Source organism: Isoptericola halotolerans (genome assembly GCF_013149785.1).
In the GTDB taxonomy this organism is placed as follows: Bacteria; Actinomycetota; Actinomycetes; order Actinomycetales; family Cellulomonadaceae; genus Isoptericola; species Isoptericola halotolerans.
Window position 1 is genome coordinate 672,239 of sequence record NZ_JABEZU010000002.1, and the last position, 20,212, is coordinate 692,450.

Genomic DNA, 20,212 nt, shown 5'->3' on the forward strand with positions numbered 1-20,212 from the left:
CAACGGTCCTCCTCGGATCCAGCGGGTGTCCGTCCGGCGGGCTCGGTCCCCGCGTGCCTACCATCATGGGATGTCGTTGCTCCGCGCACTACGCGACAGGCTGCGAGAACCGGACCCGGGTTCGTCCACCGCTGCCGGGAAGGTGCTGCCCGCCGGGAACCACGTGGCGGTGACGTGGACGGTCCCCTCGGACTACGGAGGGATGACCTCGGCGATGCTGCGGCGGTCGCGCGCCTTCGCGCAGGACACCGCGTCGCCGGTCCGGATCCTGACGTTCGACCCCACGCTGGATGCCGCGGCGGCGCGGACGCGGCTGAGCCGGGCCGGTGAGCTGGTCGGAGGGACGTTGCTCCAGCACCTGTGGGAGGACCTGGCGGCCTGGCCGGACGAGGACCTCGGCGTCGAGCCGGACGCCCGGCCGGCCGTCTGGCCGCGGGCCGACGGTGGCCAGCTCTACCGCTCGGAGACGGACGAGGCGGGCAACCTCGTGCGACGGCTGCACTTCCGGCCCGACGGCACGCCGGCGGCGGTGGAGCGGGTGCGGGGCCGGGGACGTGTCGTGCGGCTCGTCGACCGCCAGGGGCGCCGAGGACGTCGGTGGACGTCGATCTGGCAGCTCTACGCCGACTGGATCGACCGGATCCTGCCGCCCGGGCCCACGTACGTGGTGGTCGACAGCAAGTCGATGGTCCGGCCGTTCGCACGGCTCGACCGGCCGCGCACGGTGGTGGCGCACGTCGTGCACGGGGCGCACCTGCGCAGCGGGGCCACCGACCCGCACGGGCCGCTCTCCGGGAGCCGCCGGGCTCTGGTGCAGCACCTGGACGACTTCGATGCCGTGGTGCTGCTCACGGACGGGCAGCGTCGCGACCTCCTGGAGCGCGTGGGGCCGCGGGACCACGTCCACGTGGTGCCCAACAGCACCGACCTGCCGCGGGTCGACCCGGACCGGCCCCGGCCGCGAGGGGCCGGGGCGGTGATCGCCCAGCTCTCGGACCGCAAGCGGGTGGACCACGCCGTCGCGGCGCACGCCCGAGCCGTGGAACGGACCGGATCGGCGCTGCGGCTCGACGTCTACGGGGACGGTCCGCGCCGCCAGGACGTGGAAGCACTGGCCAGGACGACGCGCGGGGTCCGGCTGCACGGCTACGTGCCGCGGGCCGCCGACCGGCTGAGCGAGGCGTCGTACCTGCTCCTGACCAGCCGGAGCGAGGGGCTCCCGCTGGTGCTGGCCGAGGCCATGTCGCGAGGCTGCCTGCCCATCGTCTACGACGTGCGCTACGGCCCGGCGGACTTCGTCACCGACGGCACCGACGGGTTCCTGGTGCCGGACGGCGACGTCGACGGAGTCGCTGCCCGTGTCGAACGGCTGCTCCGCCTCGACGACGACGCCGTGCGCCGGATGCGCCGGGCCGCACGGAGGACGGCGGAGCAGTACGCCGACGACGCCGTGGTGGCGCGGTGGGCGCAGGTCTTCGAGGCGGCGATGCGACGGGCGGACGCACGGGTGGCCGGTGGGGCCGTGCCCGTGACGTCCTCCCCGTCGTGATCAGCGGGTGCCGGACGCCCTGGCGGTGACGAGCTCGTCGCGGTGCTGGACGCACTCGTCGACGAAGTCGAGGAACCGTGTGCTCGACTCGCCCCGCTCGAAGCCGAAGTAGTGGTTGCGGGCGGTGGTCCGGGCGTCGCGGTGCGGGTCCTCGGACAGGTTGCGGCGGATGATGCCGGCAAGGTCCCCCACGGTGTCGGCGTCGACGACGTCGACGGCGCCGGCGATCGGCGACTCCGAGACGAGCTGGGCCCGGTCGGTCCGCCGGTCGGTGAGCACGACGGGCGTCTGCGGGTGCAGGTAGAGGAAGTCGAGGCCGATGGAGGAGATGTCCGTGACCAGCAGGTCGACCCCCTCGAAGACGCTCAGCGGGTCGGCGTCGAACGGCAGGAGGTGCTTGCCGCCGTCGTCGTTCGCCGCCTGGACGAGCTGGAGGATCTCTTCGTGCGCGGCACCGCAGCCGGGGTCGGTGTTGTTGATGACGCGCGGGTGCGGCTTGTAGACGACGCGCACGTCGTCCTGGGCGAGGAGGGTGCGCACGATGTCCACGCCGTAGGGGTCGAGCGAGGTGTAGTTGTTGGCGTCGTTCTCCCCGGACCAGGTGGGGGCGTAGAGGACGGTCCGGCGGCCGGAGCCGTCGGGGTGGAGGGTCGGCGCGACGTCGAGGTCGAGCTGGGGGCGGCCGCAGACGGCGAGCCGGCTCGCGTCGAAGTTGACGAGGGCGCGTCGGTGACGCTCGATCGCGGCCTGACCGGCGACGACGACGCGGTCGTACGCCTTGGCCTGGTTGGAGACCATGGAGACCTTGTCGGACTCGCCGTGGTTGACGTGCACGTGCAGCGCGCTCTGGTAGATGAGGGACTGGAAGTTGCGCATCCCGTTGTTGACGTAGACGACCGTCTTGACCTCGACCTGGTCGTAGAGCGCGATGACGCCGTCGATGGTGCGGGCGTAGGCCACCGGGAGGTCCGTGAGCCCGCGCAGCTGGCGGGTCGTGTCCATCTTGCGGGTCACGATGAGGAAGGGCTGGCGCTGCGCCACCTGCTCGAAGACGGGTAGCCACTGCTTGATCTGGTAGATCGTCGCCGGGGAGTCCGCGAAGTACGCCACGACCGGCACCTGCGGCATCTGCGTCAGCGGTAGGTCGAACGGTGGTCCGCTGCCGGCGGTCGTGCGCAGGGTTCGCTTGAGTCGCGCCCCGAGGGACAGGATCGCGTTGGCGACCCCGGCGCGGGCGCGGGCGAACGGGTGACGGGCAGGGGCGCTGGTTCTCGGCATCGGTTCATTCCTCGGCCATGGGCCGTCGTCCTGGGGGCGGGCGGCGCTCAGTATCTCACCTTGTGGGTAGTATCAGGCGGTCGGATCCCCCTGAAGGACAGGTTCGCAACCCACCGTGACCTCTGAGAAGACCCCGGCCGCGGGCGCGGCCTCGCCGGGCGGCGAACGACCCCCGGCGCCGGTGCCCCCGGACCCGATCGTGCCGGCCATCTCGTCGGCCGAGCGCCTCGCGCTGGCCGAGCGGTACGGCCTGACCAAGATGGGCGTCCGGCCCCCGTTGTGGGCGTACGTCAAGGACGTCGCCTCACGCTGGGCGTTCATCCGCGTGCTCGGCACGGCGTCGGCCTACGCTCGCAACCAGAACACCTACCTCGGCCAGCTCTGGGCCGTGCTGAACCCGATCCTCAACGCGACCGTCTACGTGCTGATCTTCGGGCTCCTGCTCGACATCGCCCGCGGCGGCGTGGAGAACGTCGTCGCGTTCATCGTCATCGGCGTCTTCCTCTTCCGCTTCGTGGAGCAGTCCGTCAACGGCGGGGCGCAGTCGATCGCGAAGCGGACCAACCTCATCCGCTCGTTGCACTTCCCCCGGGCGGTGCTGCCGATCTCGAACGTGATGTCGCACCTGACCACGCTCGTCCCGGCCCTCGTGGTCATGTGCCTCATCGTGTGGAGCTCGGGCTACATGGGGGAGAACGACCTCGTGCCGGTCACCTGGGAGTGGCTCCTGCTGGTCCCGGCGGTGGCCCTGCTGTGGATCTTCAACATGGGCCTGGCGTTCATCATGGCCCGCGTGGTGGCGATCACCCCGGACCTGGACAACGTCATCTCGTTCGTCCTGCGGTTCGCGATGTACGGCTCGGGCGTCATCTTCCCGGTGGTGCGGTACGTCCAGGAGCTGCCGGACGCCCTCCAGGTCTGGCTGGGTCCGATCCTGGAGTACCAGCCGATCGCCGTCTACCTCTACCTGGGCCGCTCGTCGTTGATGGACGAGGAGGCCTTCGTGCAGGACCCCACCATGTGGATCCTCGGCGTGATCTGGGCGATCGTGTTCTTCGTGGCCGGGTTCATCATCTTCTGGCGCGGTGAGGAGAGGTACGGACGTGACTGACGACGTGACCGAGGCCGACGCCCATCTCGACTTCGACCTGGAGGTCGAGGAGGACGACGTCGGCGAGCACGCGGAGGCGATCCCGCTCGGGGACCCGTGCCTCGTCGTGGACGACCTGCACATCGTGTTCCGGGTGTTCGGCGGCAAGAGCCGCGAGCAGGCGGAGAAGTCCGGGGCGCACGTCGAGAAGGCCGCGCCGCCGAAGAAGCCGTTCGTCAAGCGCCTCCTCGGCGCGGGACGCCAGCACGTCGGGGCGGTGAGCGAGGTGCACGCCGTGCGCGGGGTGTCGTTCACGGCGCGCCACGGCGAGTCGATCGGCATCGTGGGCATCAACGGGTCGGGCAAGTCGACGCTGCTGCGGGCGGTGACGGGACTGATCCCGCCGCACTCCGGCTCCGTCTTCGTCGACGGGGAGCCGGCGCTGCTCGGCGTGAACGCTGCGCTGATGCCGCAGATGACCGGGGCGAAGAACATCGAGATCGGTGGTCTGGCCCTGGGCATGACGCCCAAGCAGATCGACGAGAAGTTCGACGAGGTCGTGGAGTTCGCCGACATCGGCAGCTTCGTGGACCTGCCGATGAAGACGTACTCCTCGGGCATGGCTGCCCGCCTGCGGTTCGCGATCAGCTCGGCCGCGATCCCGGACATCCTCATGGTGGACGAGGCGCTGGCCACCGGCGACGCCGCCTTCAAGGCGCGGTCCAAGGCCCGGATCGAGGAGGTGCGTCAGCAGGCGGGCACCGTGTTCCTCGTCAGCCACTCGATCTCGACCATCGAGGCGATGTGCACCCGCGTGCTGTGGATGCACCAGGGCAAGCTCGTCATGGACGGGCCGGTCGAGGAGGTCACCGCCGCCTACCGGCAGTTCGTCCGGGCCCACCGTCAGGCGCGCTCGGGCGGCCGTGCCGGGGGTACCCGCCGCGGTCGCAACGGGGGGAAGAACAAGCGGAAGGGCTGACGGCCCTGCCCGGTGCGCGCGGTCAGAGGACCGAGCGCACCTGGGCGACGGCGTCCTCGACGGACGTCACCGACGTGTCGATGACCAGGTCGGCGTCGTCCGGCTCCTCGTACGGCGAGGAGATGCCGGTGAACTCAGCGATCTCGCCGGCGCGCGCCTTGGCGTACAGGCCCTTGCGGTCGCGTGCCTCGCAGACCTCCAGCGGCGTCGACACGTGGACGAGCACGAAGCGCCCCGCGGCCTGCGCGAGCTCGCGCACGCGGGCCCGCCCGCTGGCGAACGGTGCGATGGGGGCTGCGACGGCGATCCCGCCGTGGTGGGCGACGAGCGAGGCCACGTAGCCGATCCGTTCGACGTTCAGCTCGCGGGAGGCCTTGTCGAAGCCGAGGCCCTTGGACAGGTGCTGGCGCACCTCGTCCCCGTCGAGGAGCGTGGTGGGCAGCCCCTCGTCGTCGAGCTCGGCGGCCAGCGCACGGGCGACCGTCGACTTGCCCGAGCCGGACAGGCCGGTGAAGAACACGACGGTGCCCTCGCGGCGGGCGCCCTGGGCGGTGCGGGAGATCTCTGCGGCGACCGGGTCGGGGTACAGGGCGGCGACCTCGTCGGCCCAGAGGCGGTCGAGGCGCGCCAACCGGTCGCGGGTCTCCTGGGTGCGGCGGTCGGCGAGCCGGAGGGCCCGGTCCGCCCCGTAGGCGGCGGCGACGTCGTCCCAGCGCAGCTCGGCCGTGACCGGCATGGCCGCGGGCCAGGGGACGACGGCCGCGGTCGCGCGCGCCCCGGCGCCCAGGAGCGCGTCGCGCACGACGGCGGCGGCGCGGGCCAGGCCGGGGCCTCCGAGCGTGCCGGGCGGGGGGGTGCGGCGCGTGGCGGGTGCGAGGACGACGACGGCGGCAGTGCCGGCCGCGAGGTCCGCGAGGGCGTCGATCTCGTCCCGGGTGGGCGGTTCGTCGACGACCAGGGCCAGGACGTCGGCGTCGGGTCCGACGGCACGCCGGACCTCGTCGCGGACGTCGTGGGCGCCGCGGCGCAGGGCGGCGTCCCAGTGGGGTCCGGCGGCGCGGGCCAAGGGCTTCACGGGGGTGGCGCGCCCGTCGCTCTCCAGGACGGCGAGGGGCGTGTTCTCGGCGTCGGTGAGGGTGACGGGTCGGTCCGTCACCGTGCCGAGCGCCATCGTGGGCGTGCCGCCGCCCAGGTGGAGCTCGAGCAGGTCCAGCTCGTCCGAGGTCAGGACGTGCGTCGTCGCGGGGAGGTTCATGGGATCGTGGTGCCGTCCGGGGTGCCGGGTCGTGGGTGTCTCGGCCGTCGGTGGATCCGGGTGGCAGGCATGCTCGAAATGGTAGCCTCAGCGACGGCCTGGAGCCGACGCGCGCCACCTCCCGAGACACCGAGGAGCTCGATGACCACGATCACCCCCGCCTACCCGGAGCGGGTGCTCGACGACGCCGCCCTGGCGGCCGCACTGGCCGAGGGTGCCGGGTCCGTCCTGCTCGCGCTGCGTGCCGAGACCGACGCCGCCGGTGGCACGTTCGAGCCACGCGTGTTCAAGGACGCCGGTGACGCGGCCGCCCAGTCGTGGCTGGCCGCCGCGCTCGCGCACGCCCGACCCGGCGACGCCGTGCTGTCCGAGGAGGCCAAGGACGACGCCGCGCGGACGGACGCCGACCGGGTCTGGATCATCGACCCGCTGGACGGCACGCGCGAGTTCGCCGAGCGTTCGGCGGACGTTCAAGCGGGCACGGCACCCTGGCGCGACGACTTCGCCGTGCACGTCGCCCTGTGGGTCCGTGGCGTCGAAGACGTCACGGACGGTCCCGGTGGCCTGGCCGCCGGGGCGGTGGCCCTGCCCGCGCGCGGCGTGGTGCACACGACCGGTGCGCCGTCTCCGGCCGCTGACCGGGAGGCGGACGCCCGTGCCGTGCTCGCGGGGGAGCGGCCGCTGCGGATCGCCGCCAGCCGGAGCCGTCCGCCCGCGTTCGTCGCCGAGCTGGCCCGGCGCGACGACGTCGAGCTGGTCCCGATGGGGTCGGCCGGTGTGAAGGTCGTCTCCGTCGTGGACGGTACGGTCGACGCCTACGTGCACGGCGGCGGCCAGTACGAGTGGGACTCCGCGGCTCCGGTCGCGGTCGCGCTCGCGGCCGGGTACGACTGCACGAGGCTCGACGGCACCCCGCTCGAGTACAACCGCCAGGATCCCTGGCTCCCCGATCTGTTCGTCTGCCACCCGGCCCTGGCCGTGCACCTGCGCGCGGCGCTCCAGGGAGTCGGCGTGGCGATCAAGGAAGGTGCCCAGTCGTGACATCCCACGTCCTGAGCCAGCTCCGCAGCCTCGAGGCGGAGAGCATCCACATCATCCGTGAGGTGGTCGCCGAGATGCAGCGGCCCGTGCTGCTGTTCTCCGGCGGCAAGGACTCGATCGTCATGCTGCACCTGGCGGCCAAGGCCTTCGCGCCGGCGCGGATCCCGTTCCCGATCATGCACGTCGACACGGGGCTGAACTTCCAGACCGTGCTCGACTGCCGTGACCGGTGGGTCGAGCGGCTGGGCATCCAGCTGGTCGTCGCCTCCGTGCAGGACGCGATCGACCGCGGTCTGGTCAAGGAGGAGCCGAACGGCTCGCGCAACCGGATCCAGACGCCGGTGCTGCTGGAGGCCGTCGAGAAGCACGGCTTCGACGCGGCGTTCGGCGGGGGCCGCCGCGACGAGGAGAAGGCACGGGCCAAGGAGCGCGTGTTCTCCTTCCGTGACGACTTCGGTCAGTGGGACCCCAAGAACCAGCGCCCGGAGATCTGGAGCCTGTACAACGGCCGCGTCCACCAGGGCGAGTCGATCCGGGTCTTCCCGCTGTCGAACTGGACCGAGCTGGACATCTGGTCCTACATCGCCGCGGAGAACATCGACATCCCGGACCTGTACCTCGCCCAGGAGCGCGAGGTCGTGGAGCGCGACGGCATGCTGTTCGCGGTCAACGAGTTCACGCCGCTCAAGGAGGGCGAGACGTCCGAACGTCGCTCGGTGCGCTACCGCACCGTCGGTGACGCCAACCTGACGGCCGCCGTCGCGTCCGACGCCACCACGCTGACCGCCATCGTCGAGGAGACCGCCGCGGTGCGCATCACCGAGCGCGGCGCCACGCGAGGCGACGACAAGGTGAGCGAGGCAGCCATGGAGGACCGCAAGCGAGAGGGCTACTTCTAAGCCATGAGCACCACGACCGAGAACCTGGCCGAGGCCCTGACCGACGGCTCCACGGACCTGCTGCGCTTCGCGACGGCCGGGTCCGTCGACGACGGCAAGTCGACCCTCATCGGCCGCCTGCTGTTCGACTCGAAGACGATCTTCGAGGACCAGCTCGACTCCGTGGAGAGTGTCTCCAAGGACCGCGGCAACGACTACACCGATCTCTCGCTGCTCACCGACGGCCTGCGGGCCGAGCGGGAGCAGGGCATCACGATCGACGTCGCCTACCGCTACTTCGCGACGCCGAAGCGCAAGTTCATCATCGCGGACACCCCGGGCCACACCCAGTACACGCGGAACATGGTCACGGGCGCCTCGACGGCCGACGTCGCGCTCATCCTCGTGGACGCGCGCAAGGGAGTCATCGAGCAGTCGCGCCGGCACACCTTCCTCGCGACGCTCCTGGGCGTGCCGCACATCGTGGTGTGCGTCAACAAGATGGACCTCGTGGACTACTCCGAGGAGGTCTTCGAGAGCATCCGTCGCGACTTCACGGAGTTCGCCTCACGGCTGCGCGTCCCGGACCTGACGTTCATCCCCATCTCCGCGCTGGAGGGCGACAACGTCGTCAACCGCTCGGAGAACACCCCGTGGTACGAGGGCTCGCCGCTGCTCAGCCATCTCGAGCGGCTGCACGTGGCCTCCGACCGCAACCTCGTGGACGTCCGCTTCCCGGTGCAGTACGTGATCCGGCCCCAGTCCCACGACTCGCGCGACTACCGCGGGTACGCGGGCACGGTGGCCTCCGGCGTGATGAAGCCCGGCGACAAGGTGGTGGCGCTGCCGGCCGGCCTGGAGACGACGATCGCGTCGATCGAGACCGCCGACGGCCCCGTCGAGGAGGCCTACCCCCCGATGGCCGTCACGGTGCGCCTGACCGACGAGATCGACATCTCGCGCGGTGACATGATCGCCCGTCCGAACAACACGCCGGCCTCGCTGCAGAACATCGACGCGCAGATCTGCTGGATGGACGAGTCGGCTCCGCTGACGGTGGGCAAGAAGTACGCGATCAAGCACACGACCCGCTGGGCGCGTGCCATGGTCAAGAACATCAACTACCGCGTGGACGTCAACACGCTGCACCGCGACGAGGACGTCACCGAGATCAAGCTCAACGAGATCGGTCGCATCCAGCTCCGGGTCACCCAGCCGTTGTTCGTCGACCCGTACCAGCAGAACCCGGAGACCGGGTCCTTCATCCTGGTCGACGAGTCCACCAACAAGACGGTCGCCGCCGGCATGGTCGGCGGACTCCCGCACCGGGTCTGAGGGGCGCTGCCATGCCGATCTTCACCAAGGACGGCCGCGGGGTGCTCTTCATCCATGTCCCGAAGACGGGGGGCTCCTCGATCGAGAAGCACTTCGTCGGTGCAGGGTGGAAGATGTCCTACCACGACGGGCGTATCGGCAAGGGGACGGTCAACGACTACCGGCGGACGACGCCGCAGCACATGCATGCGGCGATGTTGCGGCAGAACTTCCGGCTGGGCAGGTTCGACGCGGTCTTCATGGTCGTGCGCGAGCCGGTCGCGCGCTTCAGGTCCGAGTACGCCTGGCGCAACGGTTCCGAGATGCGGCCCGGTGCCGCTGAGGTCGACACCTCGGCGGACGCCGTCGACGCCTGGGCCGACAAGGTGCTCGACCGCTACGGTCGGAACCCCTATGTCCTGGGCAACCATCTGCGGCCGCAGGTGGAGTTCCATGTCGACCGGGCGAAGGTGTTCTGGTTCGAGGACGGCTTGGACCGCGCGATCACCGTCCTGAACCAGGACTACGACCTCGGCCTCCCCTCGGGGATCGGCCGGGCGCGCACCAGCGAGAAGGCCAGCGGGGTCCCGAGCGGCGACGTCGAGGTGAGCCGACGGCTGGAGCGGCGCCTCAAGAAGTTCTACGCCAAGGACTACGAGACCTTCAGCTACTGACGCGGCCCCCCGGCCGGCCTCCCCGCGAGGGGGAGCCGGCCGGGGACGCGCACCGACAGCCCCGCTACCCGGGCAGCCAGCGTCGTGCGCGACGCTTGGCCCGCCGCGCGGCGACGTGCCACAGCGGTTCGGACTCGAGGTCGGCGGCGCGTCGGCGCGCGTCGGCGAGCTGCCGTTCGGTGTCCCGGAGCAGTGCGGCGACCTCCTTGCGCTCCTGGTTGAACTCTCGTGCACGGGTGCTCAGGGCCCCGATGCGCTCGTTCGCGGCCACCTGGGCACGGACGTTCGCCAGCGCGTCGTCGCTCCAGGAGTCGACGAACCGGACCTGGTCGAGAGTCCAGCGGCCCGGGAAGGCCTCGAAGTCTGCGGCGTAGGCGTCCTCGACGGAGCGGCGCACCTCGTCGTCGAACAGGTCTCGCACCGGGGGGAGCGGTGTCTCGTTCGCACGGGGGACGTAGAGCTCCTGGTCCCTGCCGAGCGCTGCCAGGTGCTGGTGCACGTCCGCGAGCAGCTCGGGCATCGTGTGGACGTCGTACACGCGCGAGTAGGGAACGACGTCCAGCGCCAGGGCGGCGGACTGCGTACGGAAATGAGTGTCCGTCGACAGCAGGGGGTGGCTCCGCCAGGGCTGCTGGACGGCGAACTGCCTGAAGTCCTCGATCACCTCGCCGGCGCTGGTCGGTACCCGCGGGTAGAACGGCTCGTCCGCGTAGTCGCGCAGGTACTTGCCGTGCTGCACGAGGAACTTCGACTGCCACGCGGACCAGAGCCGGCTCCAGGGATCGCGCACGACCGCGAAGACGAACCAGCCGTTGTCCGGGTGGACCGCGCTCAGGGCCTCGGCACCGAGCTCGCCGAGGGTCGGCGTCTTCTTCCACCGTTCCCGTCCACCGTGGATCGTCATGAGCTGGGTCTGGGTCGCTCCGGTGCTCCGAGGGAAGCTCGCGAGGTCCTCGCCGGACAGGTCGGCGACCATCCAACGCAGGGAGGTGCAGGCGGCCTTGGTGACCGACAGGTAGGCGATCTTCCGGTCGGGGATGACGAAGGAGTTGGGGGGAGCGGTTCGTGTCGTGAGCGGGGAGGCCATCAATCCGGTCCGGGGTCGTCGAGTACGGGGGATCGGATCATATCGTCGGCGGGGCGCGGACGGCTCCGACGGTCACGCCGGCGGCGCAAGGGCGCCACGAGCCGACCCCGTACCCTTCTCCTGGGACAGATCGTCCTGATCCCGCCAGTCGGGACCATCGACAAGGAGTTCCTCTATGACGAGTGCCCTGGTGATCGGCGACCTGGGGTTCACTTCGATGTACCACCTGGGCGACGAGGCGATGTCGGAGGCGGCGGCCGAGGTGCTGACCGGGGTCGGCATCGACGTCACCCTGATCGCCGGCCAGCCTGCCGCGGCGACCGAGCGCTACGACCTGCCGGCGGTCGCACGCCCGGGTTTCCGCAAGGTCATGTCCCGGCAGCAGAAGGACGCGCTGCTCGAGGAGATCACCGACGCGCTCGCGTCCTCGCGCCCGCTTCCGGGCCCCGCCGCAAAGGTGTTCCAGGCGGTCGAGGCCGCGGACGTCATGGTCATCGGCGGCGGTGGAAACCTCAACTCCCAGGGGACGCACCACCTGTACGACCGGGTGGCCCTGGCGCGGATGGCCGGCGCCACCGGTACGCCCTTGGTCGTGAGCAGCCAGACCGTCGGCCCGGCGCTCACCGACCGTGACCGCGAGCTCGTCACCGAGCTGGGCAGGTCCGCGGTCGCCTTCGGCGTCCGTGAGGCCACGACCTACCAGCTCATGCAGGAGCTCGTCGGGGCGGACGGACAGGTCGTGCTCACGATGGACGACGCGGCCCTGCTGTCGCCTGCCCCGTCCGTCGAGGCCGCAGGGCCCGCCGTGCTCGCCCGCAAGGGCCGCTACATCATCGCGAGCTTCACGTCGCACACGGGAACGTCCGGCATGAACCAGGAGACCTACGTCTCCGAGCTGACGCGCCTCCTGGACGAGCTCGTCGCCGAGCACGACCTGGACGTCTATCTCGTCGCGCACATGGGCTCGTTCGTCGAGCCCGCTCGCAACGACCAGCTGCTGAACACGGCCATCGAGGCAGCGTCCACCAGCGGTCGTGTGCACGCCCTGCCGATGATCGACGCCCGGACCACCCTGGCCCTCACGCAGGGTGCCGAGTTCACCCTGTCGACCCGGTACCACCCGGTCGTCTTCGGGCCGGCGCTCGGGGTTCCCTCGTTCGGGCTCGTGCTCAGCCACTACTCGTCGGTCCGGATGCGCGGTGCGCTCGGCAACGTGGGGCTGACGGATCTTGCTCTCCCGCTCGACTACTGGCTGTCGGGCGGGCTGCAGCGCTCCGTCCGTGCCGTGATCGAGAATCGAGCGTCCTTCGACGAGCACGTGGCGCACGCGTCGTCCGTGCGGCGGGCGGAGCAGCTGGCCTGGTGGGCCGCTGTCGAGGGGTTGGCCAGGACCGGCCGCTGGACGCCACCTGCCGCACGAGCAGAGCTGCCTGAGTGGGCGGTGCCGGGCGTCTCCGGGTGGGAGTTCGACACCCTGACGTCGACCTCGGACACCCTGGCCCTCCAGCGGCGGGAGGTCGCGGACCTGGCGAGGCAGCTGAGCGAGACCCTCGAGCAGAACTCCCGGCTCGAGGAGCAGAACGCCAAGTTCAAGGGCCGGATCGAGCGACTGACGGGGAAGCTCGATCGTTCGCGCACGCAGCTCGACCGCGTGCGCCACGAGAAGGTGGCGGCCGTCAAGCAGATCCGCGTCCTGCGCGACGAGCGAGACCAGGCCCTGCGGATGGCTCTGCCGCACGCGCTCAAGCGCGACATCCGGCGGGCGCCGCGGGCGGTCGCACGGCGCCTGCGGCGCCTCGTCCCCTCCCGCTGAGCCGAGGGCCCGGCCGTACGGCACGGGCGAGACGCAGGGACGAGCAAGGCCTCGGGGCCCGAGCGACGACGTCGCTCGGGCCCCGAGGCCTTGCTGGGTCCGTGGCCGCCACCAGCCGTCGGGCTGGTGGCCCCCTGCCTACGAGCTGCTCGTCATCGCGTCGACCGGCGCCGCGACGGGCGAGCCCTGACCGGTCCAGCTGATCGCCGCGAGGAACTCGTCGAGAGCCTCGAGGTTGTACTCGCCGACGTCGAAGGGCTTGTGGGGGATGCCCTGCTCCAGGAACCGGAGCATCCCGCCTGCCAGGGCATCGGTGTCCCGGGCGACGACGAGTCCCTCGTCGTCCTGGAGGGCCCCGGCGGCCGACCCGAAGCTGGTGGTGATGACGGGTACGCCCAGGGTGCGTGCCTCGAGGATCACCATGGGTTGTCCTTCGTAGTCGCTCGAGAGCACGAAGCAGTCGGACGCTGCCAGTGCGGCGTACGGGTTCGACTGGAAGCCTGTCAGGTGGACGTTGCCGGCGAGCCCGTGCAGACCGACGAGTGCTCGGAGCTCGCCTTCGAGCGGCCCGGTCCCCAGGATGGCGAGCTGTGCGTCGGGATGCTCGACGACGACCTGTGCGAAGGCGTTGATGAGTCGTGCGTGGTTCTTCTCCGGGGAGAGCCTGCCCATCGTGATGAACCGCGGCCCCGTGCCCTCGAACGCGCGGGACACGCTCTCGCGTCGTGCGGTCAGCTCCTGGATCCGCTCGGGGCCGTAGAGGTCCTCGAGGAGGCTGAGGTCCGTCGCCAGATCCTTCCCGAACTCCTCGCCGGGGCGGAGCGCCCGGTCCGGGCCGAGGTCGGCCTCGCGGCCTGACAGCCGGAGCACGCGCTCGCCGTCGAGGAGGTTGCGCGCGTGCGTGAACTGCTCGGGGCGAGCGTGGTCCGCGAGCTTCTCCCGGTTGATCGCCGCGAGCGTGCTGGACACCGACACGATGCTGTCGAAGTACCGGTACGTCGAGAAGACGGCACGCAGACCCTGTTCCAGGGGTCGCTTGCCGTCGACCTCGCGCTGCGAGTCGGCTACTACGTCGTTGTGGAGCCAGATGGACTTCCGTCCGGACGGCGCCGCCAGCAGGATGTTGGGCCACATCGGGCCGTAGCCGCTGAAGTCGATGACGTGGTCGAACTCGGCCTCGCCGAAGCACCGGTGCCACTCGTCGCGGAAGTAGGGGCGGATCTGTTCGGGGTTCACCTCGTGGTGCGACTCGTGGAGACCGTTGAAGAGCGACCGCCGAGCCGCGCGGTGGCGCTTCGAGCCGTTGTAGCCGCCGACGCGCGGGAAGACCCGCACGGACTCGGGGAGCAGCTTCTCGTTCTTGCGCTCGTCGGCGCTCCCCGGCGGTCCGTAGAAGGCCGAGACGTCGTACTTGGTCGGGTCGAGCGCGGAGAGCATGCTGAGCATCGACGTGGTGATGCCGTTCGATCGCAACCCGCCCACGTAGACGAGGAGCGACGTACGGCCGTCGTCGTCGAGGCCGTCGTGCACGGTGCCGCTCGCGCGCCCGCCGAACACGTTCTCGATCACCCGCTGCGTGGCCCCGCCGTCCTCGTGCGGTACGTACTGCTCCACGAAGCGGTCGTAGGCCGCGGCCCGCTGGGGGTCGAGGCCGTCCAGGCCCGACTCGACGAGCTCGCGCACCGCTGCTGCGAGCTCGGCGAGGCTGGAGGCCACCGGGCCCGGCAGGTCCTGGGGAGCTTCGTAGAGCCCACGGGTGGAGTCGTACTCCTGCCCGTCAGGCATGTAGAACGCCAGGGGCGTGCGGGTCGGCAGGGCGTCGAAGAAGATGCTCGAGTAGTCGGTGACGAGGGTGTCGGTCGCCGCGAGGACCTCGTTCGTCGGGATGTCGTTCGGCACGATCACGCCGCGCCCGAGCCCGCTGCGCACGGCGGCCTGGTAGGCCACCTGGTGGGTCTTGAGCAGGACGAGGTGGTCGGTGCCGACCTCTCTCTGCAGGGTCGCGACGGTCTCCAGCAGCTGCGTGGTCTCGTCGCTGGGCCGGTAGAACGAACCGCGCCACGTCGGCGCGTAGAGGATGACCCTGCGGTCGCCGACCTGGACTCCGGCCTTCTCGAGCGTGCGCCGCGCCCGTGCGCGTGCTTCGTCCTCCAGCTGGACGTCGATGCGCGGCAGGCCCGACTCGAGGATCGATCCACGGTAGATCCCACGGAGCTTGTACCCGGTGAGATACATCTGCTCGGTCATGAAAGGGCTCGACGACACGAGGTAGTCCGCCATGACGAAGTTGCGCAGCACGTTGCGCGAGCTGCTTCCCCCGCCCGGCATGTCGTACCCCATCTTCTTCAGAGGGGTGCCGTGCCAGGTGTTGAGGTAGATCTGGCCGCTTCGCTTGCTGAACTGGTTCGGGAAGGTCGCATTGTTCACGAGGTACTGCGACGTGGCCAGGGCCCGGTAGTAGGCGCGGGACTCCTTGCGAACGAACTGGACATTCTTCGGCCAGCTCGACCGCGCTGCGCGGATGGCCTCGTCGGAGTCGAGGACCCAGATATGCTTGAGTCGTCGGTAGGCGGGATCCGCGAGCAGCGCCTCGAAGATCGCCCGGGGGTTGCACAGCATGCCGTTGCCGGCGAACGACTCGTAGACCACCGTGTCCGGCACGATCGGTCGCTCACGCCAGTAGGCGTGTGACTCGAAGTCGAGTGCGCGGCCATACCGCCGGACCAGGCTCTTGATCGCGGGCTTGCCTGCCATCCAGGTTGCTCCAAGTTCGTTCTGTACGTCAGTGTGCACCGTGGCCGGAGTCTGTTCGGCGCAGGAGCGACGAGTCTAGCCGCTGCGTGAACTTTCGATGAACCCTGCCCGAGCCTTGTCCGTCGGGGCGATGTCTCGGCTGACCGGCCGGTGACTAGACTGCTCCGAAGTGTCTGGCGCTCGCCAGGCCGGAGGCAGAAGCGAGGTGCTCATGGCCGGTGCGACGCGCGTCGCTGGGCTGCGCCGTTCCGTCCGTTCGTCCGGCGGCAAGCTGATCCGCCGCCTGGGTCTGCTGCCGGGCGGGGTGCCCGACGGGCTTGGTGAGGATGCCGTGCTGCAGGGCACCACGCTGTCGGCGCGTGCCGTCGTCTTCTTCGGGGACCCGCCGGAGAGCATGTACCAGCTCCGGCAGTGGTACACGGCCCTGGAGGCGTTGGACCGACGGGTCCCGCTCGTGGTGATCACGGGCGACTCGCGCACGGCACGGCTCGTTCGCGCGGAGACGCCGCTGCGTGTCGTGACGGTCGCTCAGCATGCGACGCTCGACGAGATCCTGACCGACAGCGACGTCCGCCTGGCCCTCTACGTCAACCACAGCCCGCAGAACTTCACGATGCTGAGCTTCGGCGGGCTCGTCCACGTCTCGCTGCTCCACGGCGACTCGGACAAGACGGTCTCGGTCTCGAACCAGCACAAGGCCTACGACCTCGTGTTCGTCGCCGGCAAGGCGGCCGTCGATCGGTTCGCGCGCAACCTGCCGTACTTCGACGCCGAGTCGAGGTGCATCCCGGTCGGACGGCCCCAGCTCGATCTTCTCGGGCCGGACCCGGTGAGCCGGGAGCGTTCCGAGAGGTCCGAGCGGTCGACCATCCTGTACGCGCCGACCTGGGAGGGTGCCAACCCGTCGGTGGCCTACGGGTCGGTCGACGTGCTGGGGCCGGAGCTTGCCCGTGCCGTCGTCGCCGATCCCGGCCTGCGGCTGCTCTACCGACCGCATCCGTTGACGGGGGTGCGTTCCCAGCCGTACGCCGACGCCGACGCCGAGGTGCGGGAGGTCGTCTCGACCGCTGCGGCTGCCGACCCCGGTGCGGGACACGCGGTGCGGACCGCCGGTGAGCTGGCTGCCACGTTCGCCGAGGCGGACGTCCTCGTCTGCGACATCTCGGCCGCTGCGACCGAGTGGCTGCCGACGCTGCGGCCGCTGATCGTCACCGACGTCGCCGCTCCGTGGGCGACGGTCGCGGCGACGCCGCTGCTCCGCGTGGCGCGGAGACTGCGGGTCGACGACGTCAACGGTGCCGCCGAGCTGTTGCGCACGGAGGCGGCGGAGGATCCGTCACGTGAGCAGCGCCGCCGGCTCGTCGAGTACTACCTCGGAGACGTCGCCCCGGGTGCGTCGCTGGAGCGGTTCGTGTCGGCGTGCGAGTCCGCCATCGAGCGTCACGAGGCGGAGCTGGAGCGGCTAGGGCGCTGACAGCAGCAGGTCGCTTGCGGATGAGAATCGTTCTCCGTAAGGTTCCGTCGCGTGCCCATCTCATCGACCTCGCGCGCCTCGACCACGGCGGAGGCGGGATCGGCGTCGAACCCACGGCTCAGCGCTCGCCGTCGACTGGCGCGCCGGACGTGGTGGACCTGCGTGGCCCTGGTGCTGTGCCTCCTCCTGCTCGTCGTGGTCTCGGGCGCCGTCGGTGCGGTGGACGTCGACCCGACCCAGGCCGCCCAGATCGTCCTCGGGCACCTGGTCCCGGGGATGCCGTGGATGTCGGACGGCTCGCTCACCCCGCTGCAGGACCAGGCGGTCTGGCAGTTCCGGCTGCCGCGCGCCCTGCTCGCCGGGCTGGCCGGGGCGGGGCTGGCGCTGGCCGGCGCCCTGATGCAGGTCACGGTCCGCAACCCGCTGGCTGAGCCCTACATCCTGGGAGTGTCCTCCGGCGCGAGCGTGGGAGCTGTGCTCGTGATCGTCTTCGGTTCCGCGGCCCTGGGCGGTCTGTCGTTGAACCTTGCGGCCTTCGCCGGCGCCCTGGGGGCGTGCCTGTGCGTGGCTGCGCTCGCCCGCAAGGACGGGGCGCTGTCGCCGACACGGATGATCCTGGCCGGGGTCGCCCTGGGAACCCTGTTCAGCGCGGTCACGAGCTACCTGACGATCACCACCAGCGCGCAGAACGTGGTCAGCGTGCTGTTCTTCCTGCTCGGCAGCGTGTCCGCGGCCACGATGTCGAGCCTGATCGGCCCGGCGCTCGCCCTCGGTGCCGCCGTCGTCGTCTCCGGCCTGCTGGCACGTTCCCTCAACGCCCTGATGACCGGCGACGAGTCCGCCGTCTCGCTCGGCGTCGACGCCACCCGGCTGCGCGGCCTGCTGCTCGTGGTCGCCTCGCTGCTCACCGGCACGGTGGTGTCCGTCGCGGGCGGGATCGGGTTCGTCGGCCTCGTCATCCCGCACATCGCCCGCATCGTCGTCGGTGCGGACCACCGGCGGATGCTGCCCGTCACCGTGCTCGGCGGGGCGGTGTTCCTCATGGGGGCGGACCTTCTCGCCCGTACCGTGGCCGCCCCCACCGAGATCCCCCTGGGCATCCTCACGGCGTTCGTCGGGGCGCCCTTCTTCCTCTGGCTGATGCGTCGCGGCGGCGCGGAACGAGCGGGGTTCGGACGATGAGGGTCGAGCTCGACGACATCACGGTGACCCTCGGCGGTCGCGACGTGGTGCAGCATGCCTCGCTGGTCGCCGAGCCGGGCGCGGTGGTCGGCCTCGTCGGGCCGAACGGCAGCGGCAAGTCGTCATTGCTGCGCACGGTCTACCGTGCCGTGCGGCCACGGCTCGGCACGTGCCGGATCGACGGACGCGACGTCCAGAGGCTCCGCGGCCGGCAGGCGGCCCGGGCCGTGGCGGTCATGCTCCAGGACCCGCCCACGGACTTCGACCTCAGCGTCGAGGAGACGGTCATGCTCGGCCGGGTGCCGCACCACGCCTCCTTCGGCCGCGACACCGCCGAGGACGTCGAGGTGGTGGCCGACGCGATGCGTCGCGCCGAGATCACCGACCTCGCCGACCGCATGGTCGCGACGCTGTCCGGCGGGCAGCGGCAGCGCGTCATGCTCGCCCGCGCCCTCGCGCAGCAGAGCGATGTCATGGTGCTGGACGAACCGAGCAACCACCTGGACATCAGCCACCAGCACGAGCTGCTGAGCACGGTGCGCAGCCTCGGGCGCACCGTGATCGCCGCCCTGCACGACCTCAACCTCGCCACGCAGTACTGCGACCACGTCGTCGTGCTCGACGCCGGACGCGTGATCGCTGCCGGCCCGCCGCAGCAGGTCCTCACCCCCGAGCTCATCCGCTCGACGTTCCGGGTCGACGTGCGCGTGCTCGGCGGGCACGACCCCGTCTTCGGCTTCCGCCGGCTCGAGCCTGCTACCGAACGAGCCGCAGAACGAGCCCCTGAGCCCTCCTCCCACGATCTCCGGACAGAAAGCAGCATCCCCACATGAACCCCCGAACCTTCCGTCACGCCGCCGCGATCGGCACCCTGAGCGCGACCGCTCTGGTGATCTCCGGCTGCGGGTCGTCCGTGACCTCCGAGGCGAGCGAGACCGACGCCGACGCCGCCACCACGGTGACGCTGGAGAACTGTGACCGCGAGGTCGTCGTCGAGGGCGCCCCGGAGGCCGCCGTCGGCATGCACCCCGCCCAGACGGAGCTGATGCTGCGGCTCGGCCTGGCCGACCGGCTCGCCGGACAGGCCCAGGCGGCCGCGCAGGCGCTGCCCGACGACGTCGCGTCGCTCGCGGCGGACGTCCCCGTCATCGGTGAGGTCATGCCCCCGAGCCGCGAGGACCTCCTGGCCGTCGAGCCCGACTTCGTGTACTCGCCCACCACGTACGAGTTCACCGCCGAGCAGGGCTTCGCGAGCATCGACCAGCTCGAGCAGGCCGACGCCACCGTCTACGTCGCCACGGGCGGGTGCGCCGAGCGCCGCATGACCGGCGAGGTGACCGACCTGTTCGACGACCTGGAGAACCTCGGCGAGATCTTCGGCGTCCAGGACGAGGCCGCCGACCTCGTCGTGCAGAGCCGGGCGCAGCTCGACGAGGTCGCCGCGGCGATCGAGGACGTCGACCCGCTGCGCGTCGCCCAGGTCTACGTCGAGGGCACCACGCTGCAGGCCATCGGTGCCGGCATCGAGTACGACATCCTCGGGCTGGCGGGCGCGGACAACGTCTACGGCCCCGAGGACCCGATGTTCGCGGACTTCTTCGCCGCGACCATCACGCCCGAGTCGCTGGCCGCCGAGGAGCCGGACGCCCTGGTCTTCTCCGCCTACGACGCCGAGCACGAGGCCGCCACCCGCGAGTACCTGACGACGACGTTCCCCGACCTGCCGGCCGTCACCGAGGACCGGCTCATCGCCGTCTCCAGCTCCGACGTCTTCCCCGGCACGCTGGGCAACATCACGATCGTGCGGGACATCGCCGAGCAGCTCTACCCCGACGCGTTCTGAC

At 70.9% G+C, this 20,212-nt stretch carries 16 protein-coding genes; 12 read left to right on the forward strand and 4 right to left on the reverse strand.

From position 1 onward, the window contains the following. The first annotated feature begins 70 nt into the window (after positions 1-70). Entirely contained in the window at positions 71-1,549 is a 1,479-nt protein-coding gene (locus tag HDG69_RS10760) for a glycosyltransferase (RefSeq protein WP_171783765.1), read from the forward strand. Here HDG69_RS10760 and HDG69_RS10765 read toward each other — a convergent pair whose 3' ends face one another. Beyond that, positions 1,550-2,827 (reverse strand): CDP-glycerol glycerophosphotransferase family protein, encoded by a 1,278-nt coding sequence (locus tag HDG69_RS10765; RefSeq protein WP_171783766.1) that lies wholly within the window; start codon positions 2,825-2,827, stop codon positions 1,550-1,552. A gap of 115 nt (positions 2,828-2,942) precedes the next feature. Here HDG69_RS10765 and HDG69_RS10770 point away from each other — a divergent pair, with 115 nt between their 5' ends. Continuing rightward, positions 2,943-3,938 carry an ABC transporter permease gene (locus tag HDG69_RS10770; RefSeq protein WP_343036384.1) on the forward strand — a complete coding sequence of 332 codons (996 nt, stop codon included), beginning with the start codon at positions 2,943-2,945 and terminating at the stop codon, positions 3,936-3,938. Further along, positions 3,931-4,896: an ABC transporter ATP-binding protein gene (locus HDG69_RS10775; protein ID WP_343036385.1), complete on the forward strand. Its 966-nt coding sequence runs from the start codon at positions 3,931-3,933 to the stop codon at positions 4,894-4,896. Before HDG69_RS10770 ends, HDG69_RS10775 begins: the two co-directional genes overlap by 8 nt. Before the next feature lie 22 nt (positions 4,897-4,918). On the opposite strand, the gene cysC is transcribed toward HDG69_RS10775, so the two are convergent. Beyond that, a complete protein-coding gene (gene cysC / locus HDG69_RS10780) occupies positions 4,919-6,151 on the reverse strand; it encodes an adenylyl-sulfate kinase (protein ID WP_171783767.1) in 1,233 nt (410 codons plus the stop codon). A 141-nt stretch (positions 6,152-6,292) separates the two neighbouring features. Here cysC and HDG69_RS10785 point away from each other — a divergent pair, with 141 nt between their 5' ends. The 4 genes from HDG69_RS10785 to HDG69_RS10800 are packed head-to-tail and all read left to right on the forward strand — an operon-like array spanning position 6,293 to position 10,058. Next, positions 6,293-7,192 (forward strand): inositol monophosphatase family protein, encoded by a 900-nt coding sequence (locus HDG69_RS10785; RefSeq protein WP_171783768.1) that lies wholly within the window; start codon positions 6,293-6,295, stop codon positions 7,190-7,192. After that, the gene (gene cysD, locus HDG69_RS10790; RefSeq protein WP_171783769.1) at positions 7,189-8,091 is read left to right on the forward strand and encodes a sulfate adenylyltransferase subunit CysD; all 903 of its coding nucleotides are present in this window, start codon (positions 7,189-7,191) and stop codon (positions 8,089-8,091) included. Before HDG69_RS10785 ends, cysD begins: the two co-directional genes overlap by 4 nt. 3 nt (positions 8,092-8,094) lie before the next feature. After that, entirely contained in the window at positions 8,095-9,405 is a 1,311-nt protein-coding gene (gene cysN, locus HDG69_RS10795) for a sulfate adenylyltransferase subunit CysN (RefSeq protein ID WP_171783770.1), read from the forward strand. A gap of 11 nt (positions 9,406-9,416) precedes the next feature. Next, entirely contained in the window at positions 9,417-10,058 is a 642-nt protein-coding gene (locus tag HDG69_RS10800) for a sulfotransferase family 2 domain-containing protein (RefSeq protein WP_171783771.1), read from the forward strand. 64 nt (positions 10,059-10,122) lie between these two features. Here the strand turns inward: HDG69_RS10800 and HDG69_RS10805 are convergent, their stop codons facing one another. Further along, positions 10,123-11,145 (reverse strand): sulfotransferase family 2 domain-containing protein, encoded by a 1,023-nt coding sequence (locus tag HDG69_RS10805; protein WP_171783772.1) that lies wholly within the window; start codon positions 11,143-11,145, stop codon positions 10,123-10,125. 175 nt (positions 11,146-11,320) lie between these two features. Here HDG69_RS10805 and HDG69_RS10810 point away from each other — a divergent pair, with 175 nt between their 5' ends. Continuing rightward, entirely contained in the window at positions 11,321-12,958 is a 1,638-nt protein-coding gene (locus HDG69_RS10810; RefSeq protein WP_171783773.1) for a polysaccharide pyruvyl transferase family protein, read from the forward strand. A 138-nt stretch (positions 12,959-13,096) separates the two neighbouring features. Here HDG69_RS10810 and HDG69_RS10815 read toward each other — a convergent pair whose 3' ends face one another. Beyond that, complete coding sequence (locus tag HDG69_RS10815) at positions 13,097-15,712, reverse strand: glycosyltransferase (protein WP_171783774.1); 2,616 nt, start codon at positions 15,710-15,712, stop codon at positions 13,097-13,099. A gap of 211 nt (positions 15,713-15,923) precedes the next feature. On the opposite strand from HDG69_RS10815, the gene HDG69_RS10820 reads away from it, so the two are divergent. From HDG69_RS10820 to HDG69_RS10835, 4 genes are read left to right on the forward strand one after another with little or no spacing between them, the layout of a single operon-like run. After that, entirely contained in the window at positions 15,924-17,186 is a 1,263-nt protein-coding gene (locus tag HDG69_RS10820; RefSeq protein ID WP_171783775.1) for a CDP-glycerol glycerophosphotransferase family protein, read from the forward strand. 51 nt (positions 17,187-17,237) lie between these two features. Beyond that, positions 17,238-18,368 carry a FecCD family ABC transporter permease gene (locus tag HDG69_RS10825; protein ID WP_343036386.1) on the forward strand — a complete coding sequence of 377 codons (1,131 nt, stop codon included), beginning with the start codon at positions 17,238-17,240 and terminating at the stop codon, positions 18,366-18,368. Then, positions 18,365-19,201 (forward strand): ABC transporter ATP-binding protein, encoded by an 837-nt coding sequence (locus HDG69_RS10830; protein ID WP_171783776.1) that lies wholly within the window; start codon positions 18,365-18,367, stop codon positions 19,199-19,201. The genes HDG69_RS10825 and HDG69_RS10830 overlap by 4 nt, the downstream gene beginning before the upstream one ends. Further along, on the forward strand, positions 19,198-20,211 hold the full coding sequence (locus tag HDG69_RS10835; RefSeq protein WP_171783777.1) for an ABC transporter substrate-binding protein: 1,014 nt from the start codon (positions 19,198-19,200) through the stop codon (positions 20,209-20,211). The genes HDG69_RS10830 and HDG69_RS10835 overlap by 4 nt, the downstream gene beginning before the upstream one ends. The last annotated feature ends 1 nt before the right edge of the window (position 20,212 follow it).